Origin of the sequence: Petrotoga sp. HWHPT.55.6.3 (genome assembly GCF_002895495.1) — a bacterium.
Classification (GTDB): domain Bacteria; phylum Thermotogota; class Thermotogae; order Petrotogales; family Petrotogaceae; genus Petrotoga; species Petrotoga mobilis.
Map to the genome: position 1 here is coordinate 16,184 of NZ_AZRJ01000021.1, position 14,968 is coordinate 31,151.

Here is a 14,968-nt window from a genome sequence, read left to right on the forward strand (position 1 = left end):
TTTTACCTATTTTGTAATTATATCATAAATTAAAACATTTTTAACTGATTTTCCTGTGATTCATATTTTTTCTTGTTAATATTTTTAATTCTCTTCAACCTACTTTCCAAGTCAACTCTATTTGACAGTTGAGACAATATTTCTTTTGATCTTTCAATTATTTCTATGGGAAATCCTGCCAATCTTGCTATTTCTATACCGTAACTGTTGTCACTGGTGCCATCTTCAATTTTGTGTAAAAATATAACCCCATCCATAGTTTCTAAAACTTTTATCCTTTTTGCAGCAACTTCTTCGTATATATGTGACATATAAGTTAACTCAGTATAATGGGTAGCGAAGATTGTATTGCATCTTTTAACTTGAAATAAATATTCTGAAATTGCCCATGCGACAGAAATACCATCTAACGTACTCGTACCTCTTCCCACTTCATCAAGGAGGACAAGACTGTTATCCGTTGCTTTATTCAATATAGTTGAAACCTCTAGCATCTCGACTAAAAAGGTTGATTTTCCGCTAACTATATCGTCCCTTGCTCCGATTCTTGTAAATATACCATCATAAATAGGGATTTCAGCCTTTTGGGCGGGAACAAAGCAACCAATTTGTGCCATCACACTTATGAGCCCTATTTGCCTTATAAAAGTTGATTTTCCACTCATATTAGGACCTGTCAAGATTATATAAAACTTATCTTCACTTAAATATAAGTCGTTAGGAGTAAACTCATCTACATATCTTTCCACCACCGGATGTCTTGCGTTGATTATCTTTATTTCTTTGGAGTTTTGCACAAAAGTTGGTCTTTTGTAATTGTAAACTCTACTAACCTCTGCGAAAGATCTGAAAACGTCAAGTTCAGCGATCTTATTGGAAAGTTCTTCTATTTTATCTACATATTGACTTAGATGTGTTAATGCCTTATCGTAAATATCTTTTTCAATAACCTTTATTTTTTCTTCTGATAATGCTAAGCGCTGTTCAACTTCCTCCAATTCTTTTATTGTATACCTTTCCGTATTAACTAACGTTTGTTTCCTTACGTAATTATCGGGAACTTTAGAGGATTGCGCTTTCGAAACTTCTATATAGAAACCATAGATCTTATTCCTTCCTACTTTCAAACTGCTAATCTTAGTTTTTTCTTTCTCCCTCTTTTCAATACCTTTTAAAACACTATCTAGGTTATTAAATATGTTTCTGTATTCATCTAACTCTTCTGAAACACCTTCTTTAATTACTTTCCCGCTACCAGGAACAAGAGATGGTTCTTCGATAATGGTATTTTCGATAAAATTTTTAACTTCTTTAAGGACATCTATACCATCAAAAAAATCAGACAATCCTGGATTTGAAGTTAAAGATTCGATTATATAGGGAACCACTTCCAAAGAATCCTTTAACGCAACAAGGTCTTTTGGGGTTGCCTTCATCAAGGAAATCCTGGAAGAGATCCTTTCAAGGTCTTTTATAGATGACAAATATTCTTTTAGTTCTTCTAATAAAAGAGGATCTTCAACTAAATGTTCGACTTTGTTTAACCTTTCTTCTATATTTTCTTTATCGGTCAAAGGAGTAAGGATGAATTCTCTCAATTTCCTATTCCCCATACTGGTTTTTGTTAATTTTAGAATGTCGTAAAGAGTTTTCCCCTTGTTTGAATTGGTGGGAAGAATACCAAGATTTTCTATAGTGTTGGAATCTAAAAACATGTATTTTTTTGTCTTAAATCTTTTTGGAAGTTTCATGTGTTTGATTTTTGAAAATTGTGTGACTTCTAAATACTTTAAAACGGCGTCGGCTACTTTTAATTCATCATCGTCGTAATCCAAATGATCAAGACTTAAAACTTCGTAGGTTTCTTTCAAATGGTCTTTGAAATTGTTTGAAAAGTACCATTCGTCCAATATTTCTACATAAATCTCGTTGGTTAAATTTTTTATCTTTTTTGATAGTTGTTCAAGTTCTTTAGATAACAAAATCTGTACCAAACCAAAAGAGGAAATAAAGTCCAATAGTTCATCCTCTTTGAAGTCAAATGAATCTAAATAGAAGTCACCGGTTGAAAAATCAAAAATAGCTATTTTGTACAAATTCCCATTTTTGGTAATTAAGGCGGCAAATCTGTTACTTTCTTCCAACATTCCTTCGTCTATGATGGTACCAGGCGTCAGTATTCTAGTTACTTTTCTATCGACTATACCTTTTGAACTTTGAGGATCCTCCATCTGTTCACATATAGCTACTTTATACCCGGCATCTAAAAGCCTTTTTAAATAGTTGTTTAAGGCATGGTATGGAATCCCTGCCATAGGATTACCATTTCTTTTCGTTAAGACAATTTGCAATATTTCACTGACTTTTTTGGCATCTTCAAAAAAAGTTTCATAAAAATCTCCGAGTCTAAAAAGTAAAATAGAGTCTTTATATTCTTCCTTTATCTTTAGATATTGCTTTATCATCGGAGTTAAGTCACTCATAATTGATCCTCCTCACATTCTTTGACGCCATGTTACCTTTTAACAATTGGTTTATTACTAATATATCATCTCTTTAATCAAAAGAAGGACGCATTATTTCAGGCGCCCTCTTTTGATTTGAAAAGTTAATAAAATTTGGTTGGTGATAAATAAAACGGTGTTCCATTATTTTTCGTTGTTTTCTTTAGTGGTGGCTTCACTCTTGGTTGTTATAACTTTATCTATGAGACCATAGTTTAGAGCTTCTTGTGCATTCATAAAAAAGTCTCTCTCAGTATCTTTTTCTATTTTTTCTAAAGATTGTCCAGTATGTTTACTAAGTATGTTGTTTAGATCATCTTTTAATCTTAAAATTTCTCTAGCGTGTATTTGTATATCGATCGCTGTTCCTTCGGCGCCACCCCAAGGTTGATGTATCATTATTCTTGAATAAGGTAAAGAATACCTTTTACCTTTTGCACCAGCAGCCAATAATACCGCTCCCATAGAGGCAGCCTGACCTATACATATAGTTGAAATATCTGGCTTTACGTACTGCATCGTATCGTATATTCCTAATCCTGAGGTTACAGAACCTCCTGGAGAGTTTATGTATAAAAATATATCTTTGTCTGGATCCTGAGATTCTAGGAAGAGTAATTGGGCAATTATTACATTAGCCACATCATCGTTTATGGGTGTCCCTAAAAAAACTATTCTATCTTTCAACAATCTAGAATAGATATCATAAGCCCTTTCGTATCTTCCTTCAGTTTCTATAACTACCGGCATAGGTATTGACATAATTTATCGCCTTCCTTTCTTGATCTTTTCTATAATTTTTTTGGCTTCAAGTGTAGATAACACTATTTGACCGCTATCCATGTAAATAATCGATTTGACTGCTTTGCCATATGAAGCATCAATTAAACTGACAGAAGCAGTTAAAGGTGGAGGCAAATTTTCTAACTCGTTTGCATCTCCAAACTGAGTAACTACATCTATTCCATGATAAATCTTTTTTATTTTACTAAACTGAACAAAGGAATCTGGGACTATAGAATGAATCCTCTCTGTAGGCACAAAAACACCTTTTCCAACCGATATAAACATTCCTATCAATCTTCCTCTTCCATATGCTTTTTGCTAAATTAATTATACACAACAAATATTATTTTTTGATTAAATTATCCTTAATCGATATCAGCCGACTCGCTCAATTGATTTTTTATCTTTTCGTATTTTTCATCAATTTGTGCTTTTTCTTCCTTTAAGCCGACTAATTTTTCTCTTGCGTAGGTGAGTATATCCAACGCTTTTTTGTAAATTTCAAGGGCATTTTCAATGTCCAATTCGTCTTGCTTTTCATTTTGAAAGTAATCGTTGATACGTTCTAAGAGTTCTAATTGTTCTTTGAAGCTCAAGTTTTTAATTTCTTCCTCACTGAGTTTAATTATTTCTTCCATCCTTCTTATTCACCTCTTTCATTGAATTTCTTCTTGCTTTTAGAAACTTTAACCATGTTTAGCGCCCCTTCGCCCCGCAGCCCGCCCATCTAAAGTTATCCCCATTTTTGAATCTTTTCGATGCTAGATTCAGCTTCTCCATCTTTAAATATTAATTTAACCTCGTCTTTTGTTTGTAATTTTTCAACACTATCAATGATATCTTCGCCTTTTTTTACCAAAACTCCGTTATTTAAAAAAGCACCAAAAGGACTCGACTTAGTGAGCTCTTGAAAAGTACTAAATAAAAGCCTTTCTGATACTTCGAACTTACTTTTCAACTCAGAAATAATTTCATTCGTTGTACTTATTATATTTTGATTGTAAGTTTTGATGCTATATTCTATGAATCTTTGAATATATAGTAATTTGTTTAAAGAGATTGATTTTTCACTACTTTCAATCATTTGATTAATTTTTCTATTAATGCTAAGTTGATCTTCGTCCAAAACTCTGAACATATTTATCAATTCTCTACCGAGGTAGTATTTAATGTTGTTAATTGTATTGAAAGAAAGTAAGTTCTCCATTTGGGAATAAACATTGGTAAAAGAATAGGTTATATTTTTTTCTAAAGTTTCTAGAGTATCTGCGAAATAGTTAATTTGGTTGACTATGTCTCTTGATACCTCTGTAGGTGTTGAATAGTTTTTCCAACTAACATAATCAGGGATTGTAGAATCTTGCTCGTGACCTATTCCTGTAAGAACAGGGATCTTTCTATTAAACTTTGCTATAAGAGAACCAAGTTCAAAATCATCAAAATACATCAGATCGCTTTTTGAACCGCCTCCTCTAATTATAACAACTACATCGTAATCGATGCTTGACTTTAAAATGGCAAACAAGGCTTTTTTGATTCCAGGCACTGTTTCTGCTCCCTGCATGGGGGCAGGGTATAGGTGTACAATAGGAATAAACCTAGAATGATTAATGTTTTTTTGAAAATCTCCAAAACCTGCGGCGGTTGGTGAAGTAATAACGGCTATCTTTTTTATTGGATCAAGTTCTATTAGTTCATGTTTCACTTTCCTCAAAAGGTTGCTCTTTTCCAGCTTTTCCAATATTTCTTTTTTCTTCTTTTCTATTTCAGAAGCACCTAAAGGTATTATTGATGAGCCTGATACTACATACTTAGCTTCTCTTTTCCAAAAATTAACAACCCCTTGAAACTTCCATCTTTTGTTGAAGAGTTCCCTTTCGTTGTCAATACTGCAATGTTCAAAAACATATGGAACAACAGTTTGGCTGAAAACAACTGTTATTGAATAATTGGAACTTCCCACCCTTTGAGAAAGTTCGACGTAGAGATCCCCTCTTTTGCTATACTTTGCATGAGTTACATCACCTATAACCTCGATCTCTTGTCTGTAAAGAGGAGAACTGCTGAATATACTGTTCAAATATTCTATCAACTCTTGTATACTTTCAAATTTAAATTCTTCTTGTTGGGAAAATAACAACGGTAAGCTCTCCTTTCACTTGATCTTTTGATTCAAAAAATTTTATCCCTTCAGAAATCTTCCCTTTAAAAAATTCTTGATACAGTTTCGTCATTTCTCGAGCAACGAGTACATCTATCTCTCCAAAAATTTCCAAAATCTCTTGCAAGGTTTTTTTTATTCTATTTGGAGATTCAAAAAAAACTATTGGATATTCGAACTCTTTTATCTCTCTCAAAAGTCTTCTCAATTTTTTATCCCGAGGTAAAAAACCTAAGAACAAAAACTTCGAAGCAGGGAATCCACTCACAGCTAAAGCAGAAGTTAAGGCTGAAGGGCCTGGCACCACATCTATTGGAATACCTTTTTCCCAACATCTTTGTACTAAGTTAAAGCCAGGATCTGCTAAAACAGGCATACCCGCATCTGATACTAAGGCTGTTATATTATGACTTTCAATCAAAGATAGAACTGTGTCCATAATCTTTTCTGAGTTTGCCTCGTTGAAAGTGAATAACTCCTTTTTGCCCAGTTCAAAATGATTTATCAATTTCAAGGTAACCCTTTTATCCTCCGTGAGTATCAAGTCAGCTTCTTTCAAGGTTTTTAAGGCTCTTAAAGAAATATCTTCTAAATTACCTATGGGTGTGCCAACTAGAATTAATTTTCCCATTTTGATTTTTCACATCCAATAATTTTGTTTAAATCGCATTGATGTTCTCCTGCAAAGTCGGAATTGTTGTATCCATCTAAATAAGTTAAGTCTTCCAATTTCCAGAAAATGTCGCCTAAAAAATCCATCAAGAACCTAGTTAAATCAACCTTTTTTCCCTTTTCTTCTATTTCTAGAAGATACATTATCTCCGAAAATTCTTTTTTATACCTTATACAATTATCAGGGTTTAACAACTCATCTACTACTATTTCCGGGTCTTTATTTAAAAGATATCTTTTTTTCATTACCATCCTTTGACTTTTTAAATTGTCAAAATCAATATCTTCTTCTTTTATAAACCCTTCTTCCTCTTCTCTAAGTCCTTTTTTTATTTCTTTTTTAAGATTTGTAGTCCACACTTTTTCGCCCTTTTTTATCTCTAACCGCGTTCTCAAACCATTTTTATCGTACCATTGAAGTATAAGCCATTCATCAAAGGCCTTTGTGACTAACTTTTTAAATGTATATTTATCGGGTATTCTATACTTTCTCTCATTCTCATATTTCAATGCAATCTCCTCTTTACTTAACTTGTATATATATAATTATACCATATCAACGCCATTTTCTTTGAACAACGCTCAAAATCTTGTTAAATATCCTTGAAAAAGAATTTTTAGGTTATAAAAAAGAGAAATTTCATAAATATTTTACTTTTATGAAAATAAGAAACTTGACAAAACCAAAATAACTCATTATAATTGACACGAATTTTATCAATGACCAACGTTCGGAAGATGATAAATTATGGCTAAGGAGGTAAACGAATATGACAAAGGATGAGTTGTTCGAAAAAGTAAAAGAAATAATCGTAGATACATTGAGTGTCGACGAGGATGAAGTTACGTTGGATGCCTCATTTACCGATGATTTAGACGCGGATTCTTTAGAGCTAGTGGATTTGACCATGGCTTTTGAGTCTGAATTCGGAGTAACGATAGAAGATGAAGAGTTAGAAAAAATCAAAACCGTTGAAAATGCGGTTAATTTATTATCTGAAAAATTGAACATCGACGATGAGGATTGAATTAATCACAAAAAGAGGGGAGCTTTCGCTCCCCCTTGTTTTTTAAAATATGGTAATTTTTTCTTAAAAAAGAGGTGAAAAATAATGGCTGAAAAATATATTATAGTAACCGGCGGAGTACTCAGCGGTATAGGAAAAGGAGTCGTTTCTGCTTCAATAGGAAGGCTTTTAAAAGAACTGGGATTAAAAGTCAATTCTTTGAAAATAGATCCCTATCTAAACGTAGATGCAGGAACTATGAACCCAAATCAACATGGAGAAGTTTTTGTGACAGAAGATGGTTACGAAGCAGACCTTGATTTGGGCCATTACGAAAGATTTTTAGGGATAGAGATGAAAAGTTTTAACAATATGACAGCTGGCCAAGTGTATAAATACGTTATCGAAAAAGAAAGGGAAGGAAAGTATTTAGGAGCCACCGTTCAGATGGTGCCTCACGTCACCGAAAGAATAAAAGAAAGAATCGAAGAGATAGACACAGAAGTCTTGCTCATTGAAATAGGGGGTACCGTTGGCGATATTGAAGGTGAAATATTTTTAGAGGCAGTAAGAGAGCTATCCTTTGAGAAAGGCCGAGAAAATTTTATGTTTATACATGTAACCTTTGTTCCCTATTTACATGTAACCAACGAGTTTAAAACCAAGCCAACCCAACAATCTATTCAACTTTTAAGAAGAATAGGAATCCAACCAGATATGCTTTTGGTAAGAACGGAAAAAGAGATAGATCTTTCCAGTCTTGAAAAAGTAGCTCTGTTTGGCGGCGTCCCTTTAGAGTACGTTGTCAACCTTCCTGATTTAGCCAATGTTTATGAAGTTCCTCAAATGCTATATGAAAAGAATATTCATGCGCTTATCTCAAGTAAATTGAATCTGGAAATATCAAAAGAAGTAGGAGAATTAAGTTGGAAATGTCCCAAAACATTTAAAAACCTAAAAATTGCTATGATTTGCAAGTATTTAGGTACCGATGATGCCTACAAGAGCATAATGGAAAGTGTTTTTTTAAGTGGCACTAAAAGGCCCGATCTAATCAACTCCGAAGAACTGGAAGAAATGAATGAAGAGGAAATTAGAATACTTTTAAGTAAATACGAAGGTATAATTATCCCAGGTGGATTTGGATCAAGAGGAATAGAAGGAAAAATAAAGGCTATAAAATATGCTCGTGAAAATAATGTTCCTCTTTTAGGGATTTGTCTGGGTATGCAACTAATGGTCATTGAGTATGCCAGAAATGTTTTCGACTACAAAGAAGCTAATTCTACAGAATTCGATGAAAATACTCCTTATCCTGTTATAGATTTGATGGAAGAACAAAAAAAGATGTTGAATTTGGGTGGTACTATGAGACTAGGCGCTCAAAAAATTGAAATATTTCCAAATACGAAACTTCACAAGATTTATGGAGAAAAAAATTCTGTCCTTGAAAGGCACAGACACCGTTATGAAGTCAATTACAAAGAGTTCGAGAATATGTTTGAAAAAGGAAAAAATGTTCCTAATAAACTTTCTATTTCAGCTATGACAGATTTCGTTGAAGCCATTGAATTGAATTCTCATCCTTTTTATATTGGCATTCAATACCATCCAGAATTTAAAACAAAAGTTGGAGATCCGCATCCTATCTTCAAAGCATTTATTGAAGCAATAGAACAAAATAAGTGAAAAGGGGGAAAATAAATGACTTTTTATGAATTATATTTACGTTCTTTTTATGATTCAAATGGTGACGGCCTGGGAGATTTACAGGGATTAAAACAAAAACTGGATTACCTTTGTGATTTGGGAGTTGATCATGTCTGGTTCTTACCAATTATGAAATCTCCAGCCTTTCATGGTTATACAGTCTCCAATTTTTTTGAGGTTAACCCTGTTTATGGGGATTTAAAAGATTTAAGAGAGACATTAAACGAGGGCCACAAGAAAGGTATTAAATTTATCCTTGATCTTCCCATTAATCACGTTGCAGTTACATCAGAATGGTTTCAACGCGCACTTAGGGGAGAAGAGCCCTACAAAAATTGGTTCATTTGGGCTAACGAGAAAGCTGATTTAGAAGAAAAAAGGCATTGGGATGAAAGTAAAATCTGGCAAAAGATAGGTGACAGATATTTTTACGGCATCTTCGGTCCTGCCTCTCCTGACCTTAATTTTGAAAGCAAAGAATTGTGGGAAGAGATAAAAAGGATCTTTAAATTCTGGTTAGACAATGGTTTTGATGGTTTTAGATTGGACGCTGCAAAACACATTTTTGATTTTGACATTGAAAAGATGAGATTCCATTACCAACATGAAAAAAATATCGAATTCTGGAAAGAGATGGTTAGCTATATAAAATCCATAAAAAACGATGCTTTAGTTATAAGTGAGGTCTGGGATGCACCGGAAATAGTAAGAAAGTACGAAGGAATATTCGATATAAGTTTTAATTTTCCTCTTGCAGAGGATTTAAAGATGACGCTAAAGAACGAATCACCTCAGGAACTAGTAGAAACATTGAAAAAATGTATGACAGAGTATCTACCAAATGGTAAGGTTCTATCTATGTCAGGTAATTTTTTAACTAATCACGATATGACAAGGATTCTGTCTGACTTAAAAGACGAGGAGAAAGTAAAGTTAGGTTTTTCAATTCTTTATACCCTTCCAGGGATTCCTTTTATCTACTATGGCGAGGAAACAGGAATGAAAGGCATACCCCTTGACGTTAATTTTACCGAAGACAGTCAAGAACCATTTCATTGGTACGAAAATGGTTTTGGACCTGGTCAAACGGAATGGAAAGGGTATAAATTCAACCCTCCATATTCGGGGGAATCTTTTGAAGAGCAGATAAACAAGAAAAATTCGATTTTAAATATCATAAAAAATTTGATTAGATTTAGAAAGTCTAACCCATGGATTGACGATGCACGGATCGAGATTTTGAATTTTGACCAAAATATGGTAAAATTAAGGTGTTATAGTCAATTAAATGAATTTATAGCTTATTATAACCTAAAATCTTCCAAATGCTCCGTTTTGCTTGAAAATGGAGAAGAATTATTGTCTATTGGAAACAATAAAGCAGCACAAGGTTATGTTGAACTTTCACCTTACGGTGTTTATTTAATCAAAAAAAGTTGAAGGGATTGTGGGGGTCCATTAGAGAGGTGATACAAAAATGCACAAAAAACGATACACTACTATTATAATGCTCTTAACGCTTTCGTTGGCAGCGTTCTCTTTATCCCCCTATGTAAATGTTAACAATCAAGAGGATGTCAAAGAAGATATAACTATTAAAACCGTTTTATTCGATTTTATTTCATCACAATACAAACTAGCAGTCGGGAAAGATATGCCACAAGATAGGTTGCAATTACTTGTTTCCTCCATTATGGAAGCTTCAAAAATCTTTGAAATATCCCCTTTGATGATAGCGGCAATAATAGACACTGAAACAAATTTCAAAAATATTATTGGCAGTTACGGAGAAGTAGGTTACATGCAGCTTAGACCATCAACCGCGCAGTTTGTTGTAAACAAATATTATGACCTTTTTGCAAGCTTGAATTATACTGAAACGAGTTTGGATTGGATTGAAGAAAGACTTTTATTAGATCCTAGGTACAACATACTTGTCGGGACAGCTTATTTGAAGTATTTGATGGAAACTCACGGCGATCCTTACAAAGCCCTAGGGTGGTACAATGGCGGCGGAAATGATTATTACGCAAATAAAGTAGTTTATAACATAAATAAGATTGCCATTAAATATCCCATTATTTAAAAAAGCTATCTGACTTTTGTTCAAACAATTTATTTGATTGACATTGTTGCAAAAATATGATAAAATTTTGTTAGTTGGTTTGATTATTTGTTATAAACGGGGTAAATATAATGTCTAATTTTAAAACGAGCATCAATTCAAAAACATTGTTTAATTTAAATACTCATCATCATACATGGCGTGGCCGAGTTAACACATGCCATGTATGTTGTTATTTATAAATCACCGCATACAAGGCTAAACGTAATAACCGGTCACGAATAATTGTGACCGGTTTTTTATTTTTAAAATACAAAAGAAAGGGGTTTAAAATGAAAAAAGACATCTTTACTGAATCTCAAAAATTATCAAATATCGTTAGCAAAATTAGGAGTGTCCTATTTAAACACGATTTTTATGAACTGTTTCCCCCTTCTATAACAAAGTATTCTGAAAATTTAATAAAGGGGCTGAAATTTGCTGATGGAAGAAATTTTTACCTTTTAAAACCCGATGTGACTTCTTGGTTGATCGACATGGATAAAGTAGAAGAAAAAGAAAAAGTATTTTACATTTCGGAAATTTTAGATGAAAATTTATCCGGTGTTTGGCAGTTTGGATTTGAAATACTAAATGGAGAAGAAGTCAAAATCGAAGAAGAAATTCTGCGTTTAACCATCGAAATTCTATCACTGTTGGATATAAAAAATTTCTTTATAGACGTAAGTTCAATAAGGAGTTGGGAGAGAATTTTAAAAACAGTCCCACAATACAGAGACAAAATTTTAAGGGCTGTTGAGTTGAGAAATTTTGAGATCATTGAAAACCTTCCGCTGGATGAGGGGGTAAAAGCATCTATAGCTACTCTTTTCAATTACAGAGGAAAAGAAACAAACATTCCAAAATTAAACACAATAATTAAAAACATTAACGACCCAAGAATATATATCGATCTTGGAACAATGAAATACATGAATTACTATGAAGATGTTGTATTTGAAATTTATTCACCGGATAATGGTTACCTTTTAGGCAACGGTGGTCAATACAAGATAAACGGCAAATATTCGTGTGGAATGGCTTTAAATTTGGATATTATAGGGGAGATGATGAGATGACAACAATATCAGCCGCATTGCCATCAGGAAGATTGCTGGAAGACAGTAAGGCTTTTCTAAAAAAGATAGGTATAAATGTTAAAGAACCTGCGAAGAGAGAACTTATATCATATGAAAATGGTTATGCCTTTTATTTTCCAAGAGCTTTTGATGTCCCTGTATACGTAGAAAATGGAGTAGACATTGGGATATGCGGAAGTGATGTTGTCCTTGAAAGAAACAATGAAGTGTATATTCCATTAGAACTACCTTTTGGTAAATGTAGAATGAGTATCATCTTACCAGAAAACAGAGAAATATCTTTTCAAAATATGGAAGGATACAAAATAGCGACCAAATACCCTGAAATTACAAAAAATTTCTTTTCTGAAAAGGGTTTAAAGGTGAAGATACTCAAGTTAAATGGAGCGGTAGAATTGGCAGCAAAAACCGGTATAGCGGATGCCATAGTAGATATTGTTGATACGGGAAACACGATAAAAGCAAACAATTTAAAAGAGTCATACAAGATAATGGATATCTCCGCAGTACTCTTGGTAAACAGGATAACCCAAAAAACAAAGTTCGATTTTATAAACGATCTAATAAATAAGGCAAAGAATTATAAAAACGGAACAAAAGAACTCTGAGCAAATTCTAGAGTCTATAAAGACGGTGCAAAAAATCGAAGGAGGGAAAATCAATGGAATTGCAGAGCTATGTTTCACAGATATTAAACGACATAAAAAACAACGGAATGCTTGCAGTAAAAAAGTATTCAAAACAATTCGATAATTATGATGGTGATTTAGAATTAAAAGTTGAAGAATGGGATATCGACGAAGTAATCCCAATGCAAGATAAAGAAATTATAGAAAGAACGATTCAAAGGTTAGAGGATTACCATCTAAAACAAAAAACAGAAGATATCTTGTATTCCAATGAATATAACTCAACCTACGGACTGATTAATAGACCCATAAACAGGATAGGTATTTATGTTCCTGGAGGTAAACCTCTACCTTCAAGTTTGTTGATGGTCGCCATTCCAGCAAAAATTGCAGGTGTAAAAGAAATGTTGATCACTTCCTCTCCAAAAGATGGGGTAATAAACCCTTACATAATTTATATAGCAAAAAAGTTAGGAATAAAAGAAATTTACAAAATTGGTGGAATTCAAGCAATAGCCGCTATGACATACGGCATAGGCATGAAGAAGGTAGATAAAATATTTGGTCCCGGAAATCAATATGTGAATGAAGCAAAACGACAGGTGTTTGGGGAAGTTGGGATAGACAGTTTGGCAGGACCATCAGAAATCTGTGTGATAGCCGATGAGACAGCAAAACCAGAATACATTCTAAACGACTTACTTTCCCAACTTGAACATGGTTATGAATCTAGAGCTTTCTTGGTCACTACTTCAAAAGAATTATACGAATATTGCGAAAGAGAAGGGATAGATAGATACCTTTTCAAAAGTATAGAAGATTGTGCTGCTAAAACTAATGAAATAGCACCTGAACACTTAGAGATAATGACAAAAGATCCTGAATCTGTACTACCACTCATACAAAATGCTGGGGCTATTTATTTGGGAGATTACACACCTGTACCGGCAGCGGATTATTTCTTGGGAGTTAACCACGTACTGCCAACGGGTGGTGCGGCACGTTTCTCCTCCGTTTTGAACTTATCAGATTTTACAAAAAAAATATCCGTTGCAAAAGTGAGTAAAGACGAGTTGTTAAAAGAGAGATACTTAGGTATAAGAATGGCGGAAATCGAGGGTATGTACCAACACAAAAAGTCTATGGAGGTGAGGAAATGAGAAGAAAAACTGACGAAACGGACATAGAAATAAATTATTCTAAGGAATTATTTGTTGATACCGGGGATCCTGTGTTAAACCATTTATTGAAAACCCTATTCTACTACATGGGAAAGAATGTAATTATCAAGGCAAAGTTCGATCTTAACCACCATTTATGGGAAGATATGGGTATAACAATCGGCCAATTTTTAAAGAATGAAGTGGAAGGCAAGAAGATAAAAAGGTTTGGAACCTCCATCCTACCAATGGACGACGCCCTTATTCTCGTTTCGATTGATATTTCAAGATCCTATACAAACATAGATATCGACATAAAAGATGCTGAAAAAGGGTTTGAATTAGGTAACTTCAAAGAATTAATTCTGGGGTTATCAAGGTATTTACAATCAACTATCCATATTAAGCAAATAAATGGTGAAAACGCTCATCATATAATTGAAGCTTCTTTCAAGGCATTGGGTAGCGCTTTAAAAACGGCCCTTGAACCAAGTGACAAACTCGAAAGTACAAATAGAGTTTACGAAGTATAGAGGTGGTAGATATGCAGAAAATAGTCATATTAAATGGTGGAGTTGGTAACTTTTCAAATGTCCAAAAAGCTGTCGGAGGCATTATTAGCAATGAAATAAATGACATAAAAAAAGGAGATAAAATCATACTACCCGGGGTAGGTTCTTTTGGAATAGTTTCAAATAACATAATTCCTCTAAAAGATTATATATTGGAACATATCGACAAAAACAAGCCTTTCTTAGGTATATGTTTAGGAATGCAACTGTTATTTGAAAGTAGCGAAGAAGGTGAAGGCACAGGACTTTCTTATTTACCTGGAAAAGTGGTTAAGTTTAAAAACATGAAAGTACCCCACATAGGTTGGAACAGTGTGGAATTTTCAAAAGATTCTCTGATTTTTCGAAGAATAGAGAATGGGAGTTTCTTCTATTTTGTACACTCTTATTACATAACAACTGAAGATCAATACACAATTTCATACACAGAATACGAAAGCAAAGGAAAAATTTGTAGATTTGCATCAAGTGTTCAAAAGGAAAATGTATTCGGAGTACAGTTCCATCCTGAAAAATCAGGCGAAAAAGGTATTAAATTATTAGAAAACTTTAAAAATCTATAA

The 14,968-nt window shown here is 33.5% G+C and carries 15 protein-coding genes and 1 pseudogene; 9 read left to right on the top strand and 7 right to left on the bottom strand.

The window, feature by feature from the left end:
* Positions 1-29: 29 nt before the first annotated feature.
* The 7 genes from mutS to X926_RS06840 form a co-directional block, all read right to left on the bottom strand.
* A complete protein-coding gene (gene mutS / locus X926_RS06810) occupies positions 30-2,483 on the bottom strand; it encodes a DNA mismatch repair protein MutS (protein WP_103065504.1) in 2,454 nt (817 codons plus the stop codon).
* A gap of 165 nt (positions 2,484-2,648) precedes the next feature.
* On the bottom strand, positions 2,649-3,266 hold the full coding sequence (gene clpP, locus X926_RS06815; protein WP_103065505.1) for an ATP-dependent Clp endopeptidase proteolytic subunit ClpP: 618 nt from the start codon (positions 3,264-3,266) through the stop codon (positions 2,649-2,651).
* A gap of 3 nt (positions 3,267-3,269) precedes the next feature.
* On the bottom strand, positions 3,270-3,575 hold the full coding sequence (locus X926_RS06820) for an extracellular matrix/biofilm biosynthesis regulator RemA family protein (RefSeq protein WP_233186707.1): 306 nt from the start codon (positions 3,573-3,575) through the stop codon (positions 3,270-3,272).
* A gap of 80 nt (positions 3,576-3,655) precedes the next feature.
* Positions 3,656-3,928 carry a hypothetical protein gene (locus X926_RS06825; protein ID WP_103065507.1) on the bottom strand — a complete coding sequence of 91 codons (273 nt, stop codon included), beginning with the start codon at positions 3,926-3,928 and terminating at the stop codon, positions 3,656-3,658.
* Positions 3,929-4,023: 95 nt separating this feature from the next.
* Positions 4,024-5,430, bottom strand: a complete 1,407-nt coding sequence (gene xseA, locus X926_RS06830) for an exodeoxyribonuclease VII large subunit (protein WP_103065508.1) — start codon at positions 5,428-5,430, stop codon at positions 4,024-4,026.
* The gene (gene rsmI, locus X926_RS06835) at positions 5,402-6,082 is read right to left on the bottom strand and encodes a 16S rRNA (cytidine(1402)-2'-O)-methyltransferase (protein ID WP_103065509.1); all 681 of its coding nucleotides are present in this window, start codon (positions 6,080-6,082) and stop codon (positions 5,402-5,404) included. Before rsmI ends, xseA begins: the two co-directional genes overlap by 29 nt.
* Positions 6,070-6,633 carry a hypothetical protein gene (locus X926_RS06840; protein ID WP_103065510.1) on the bottom strand — a complete coding sequence of 188 codons (564 nt, stop codon included), beginning with the start codon at positions 6,631-6,633 and terminating at the stop codon, positions 6,070-6,072. The genes rsmI and X926_RS06840 overlap by 13 nt, the downstream gene beginning before the upstream one ends.
* 260 nt (positions 6,634-6,893) lie before the next feature.
* On the opposite strand from X926_RS06840, the gene acpP reads away from it, so the two are divergent.
* The 9 genes and pseudogenes from acpP (at position 6,894) to hisH (ending at position 14,968) form a co-directional block, all read left to right on the top strand.
* Entirely contained in the window at positions 6,894-7,151 is a 258-nt protein-coding gene (gene acpP / locus X926_RS06845) for an acyl carrier protein (RefSeq protein WP_012208836.1), read from the top strand.
* An 84-nt stretch (positions 7,152-7,235) separates the two neighbouring features.
* Positions 7,236-8,819 (top strand): CTP synthase, encoded by a 1,584-nt coding sequence (locus X926_RS06850; RefSeq protein ID WP_103065511.1) that lies wholly within the window; start codon positions 7,236-7,238, stop codon positions 8,817-8,819.
* A gap of 15 nt (positions 8,820-8,834) precedes the next feature.
* Positions 8,835-10,280 (top strand): alpha-amylase family glycosyl hydrolase, encoded by a 1,446-nt coding sequence (locus tag X926_RS06855; RefSeq protein ID WP_103065512.1) that lies wholly within the window; start codon positions 8,835-8,837, stop codon positions 10,278-10,280.
* A 37-nt stretch (positions 10,281-10,317) separates the two neighbouring features.
* The gene (locus X926_RS06860; protein ID WP_012208838.1) at positions 10,318-10,926 is read left to right on the top strand and encodes a transglycosylase SLT domain-containing protein; all 609 of its coding nucleotides are present in this window, start codon (positions 10,318-10,320) and stop codon (positions 10,924-10,926) included.
* Positions 10,927-11,237: 311 nt separating this feature from the next.
* Entirely contained in the window at positions 11,238-12,023 is a 786-nt protein-coding gene (locus X926_RS06865; RefSeq protein WP_103065513.1) for an ATP phosphoribosyltransferase regulatory subunit, read from the top strand.
* Positions 12,020-12,652 carry an ATP phosphoribosyltransferase gene (gene hisG, locus X926_RS06870; RefSeq protein WP_103065514.1) on the top strand — a complete coding sequence of 211 codons (633 nt, stop codon included), beginning with the start codon at positions 12,020-12,022 and terminating at the stop codon, positions 12,650-12,652. Before X926_RS06865 ends, hisG begins: the two co-directional genes overlap by 4 nt.
* Positions 12,653-12,702: 50 nt before the next feature.
* A pseudogene (hisD, locus tag X926_RS06875) lies at positions 12,703-13,833 on the top strand (histidinol dehydrogenase); the annotation flags it as partial.
* Entirely contained in the window at positions 13,830-14,366 is a 537-nt protein-coding gene (gene hisB / locus X926_RS06880; protein WP_103065516.1) for an imidazoleglycerol-phosphate dehydratase HisB, read from the top strand. The pseudogene hisD and the gene hisB, both read left to right, overlap by 4 nt.
* 11 nt (positions 14,367-14,377) lie before the next feature.
* Positions 14,378-14,968, top strand: a complete 591-nt coding sequence (hisH, locus tag X926_RS06885) for an imidazole glycerol phosphate synthase subunit HisH (RefSeq protein ID WP_103065517.1) — start codon at positions 14,378-14,380, stop codon at positions 14,966-14,968.

Bases quoted from the DNA above. Each gene is read 5' to 3' on its own strand.
- mutS (WP_103065504.1), bottom strand. From the start codon at position 2,483: ATGAGTGACTTAACTCCGATGATAAAGCAATATCTAAAGATAAAGGAA.
- clpP (WP_103065505.1), bottom strand. From the start codon at position 3,266: ATGTCAATACCTATGCCGGTAGTTATAGAAACTGAAGGAAGATACGAA.
- X926_RS06820 (WP_233186707.1), bottom strand. From the start codon at position 3,575: ATGTTTATATCGGTTGGAAAAGGTGTTTTTGTGCCTACAGAGAGGATT.
- X926_RS06825 (WP_103065507.1), bottom strand. From the start codon at position 3,928: ATGGAAGAAATAATTAAACTCAGTGAGGAAGAAATTAAAAACTTGAGC.
- rsmI (WP_103065509.1), bottom strand. From the start codon at position 6,082: ATGGGAAAATTAATTCTAGTTGGCACACCCATAGGTAATTTAGAAGAT.
- acpP (WP_012208836.1), top strand. From the start codon at position 6,894: ATGACAAAGGATGAGTTGTTCGAAAAAGTAAAAGAAATAATCGTAGAT.
- X926_RS06850 (WP_103065511.1), top strand. From the start codon at position 7,236: ATGGCTGAAAAATATATTATAGTAACCGGCGGAGTACTCAGCGGTATA.
- X926_RS06855 (WP_103065512.1), top strand. From the start codon at position 8,835: ATGACTTTTTATGAATTATATTTACGTTCTTTTTATGATTCAAATGGT.
- X926_RS06860 (WP_012208838.1), top strand. From the start codon at position 10,318: ATGCACAAAAAACGATACACTACTATTATAATGCTCTTAACGCTTTCG.
- X926_RS06865 (WP_103065513.1), top strand. From the start codon at position 11,238: ATGAAAAAAGACATCTTTACTGAATCTCAAAAATTATCAAATATCGTT.
- hisG (WP_103065514.1), top strand. From the start codon at position 12,020: ATGACAACAATATCAGCCGCATTGCCATCAGGAAGATTGCTGGAAGAC.
- hisB (WP_103065516.1), top strand. From the start codon at position 13,830: ATGAGAAGAAAAACTGACGAAACGGACATAGAAATAAATTATTCTAAG.
- hisH (WP_103065517.1), top strand. From the start codon at position 14,378: ATGCAGAAAATAGTCATATTAAATGGTGGAGTTGGTAACTTTTCAAAT.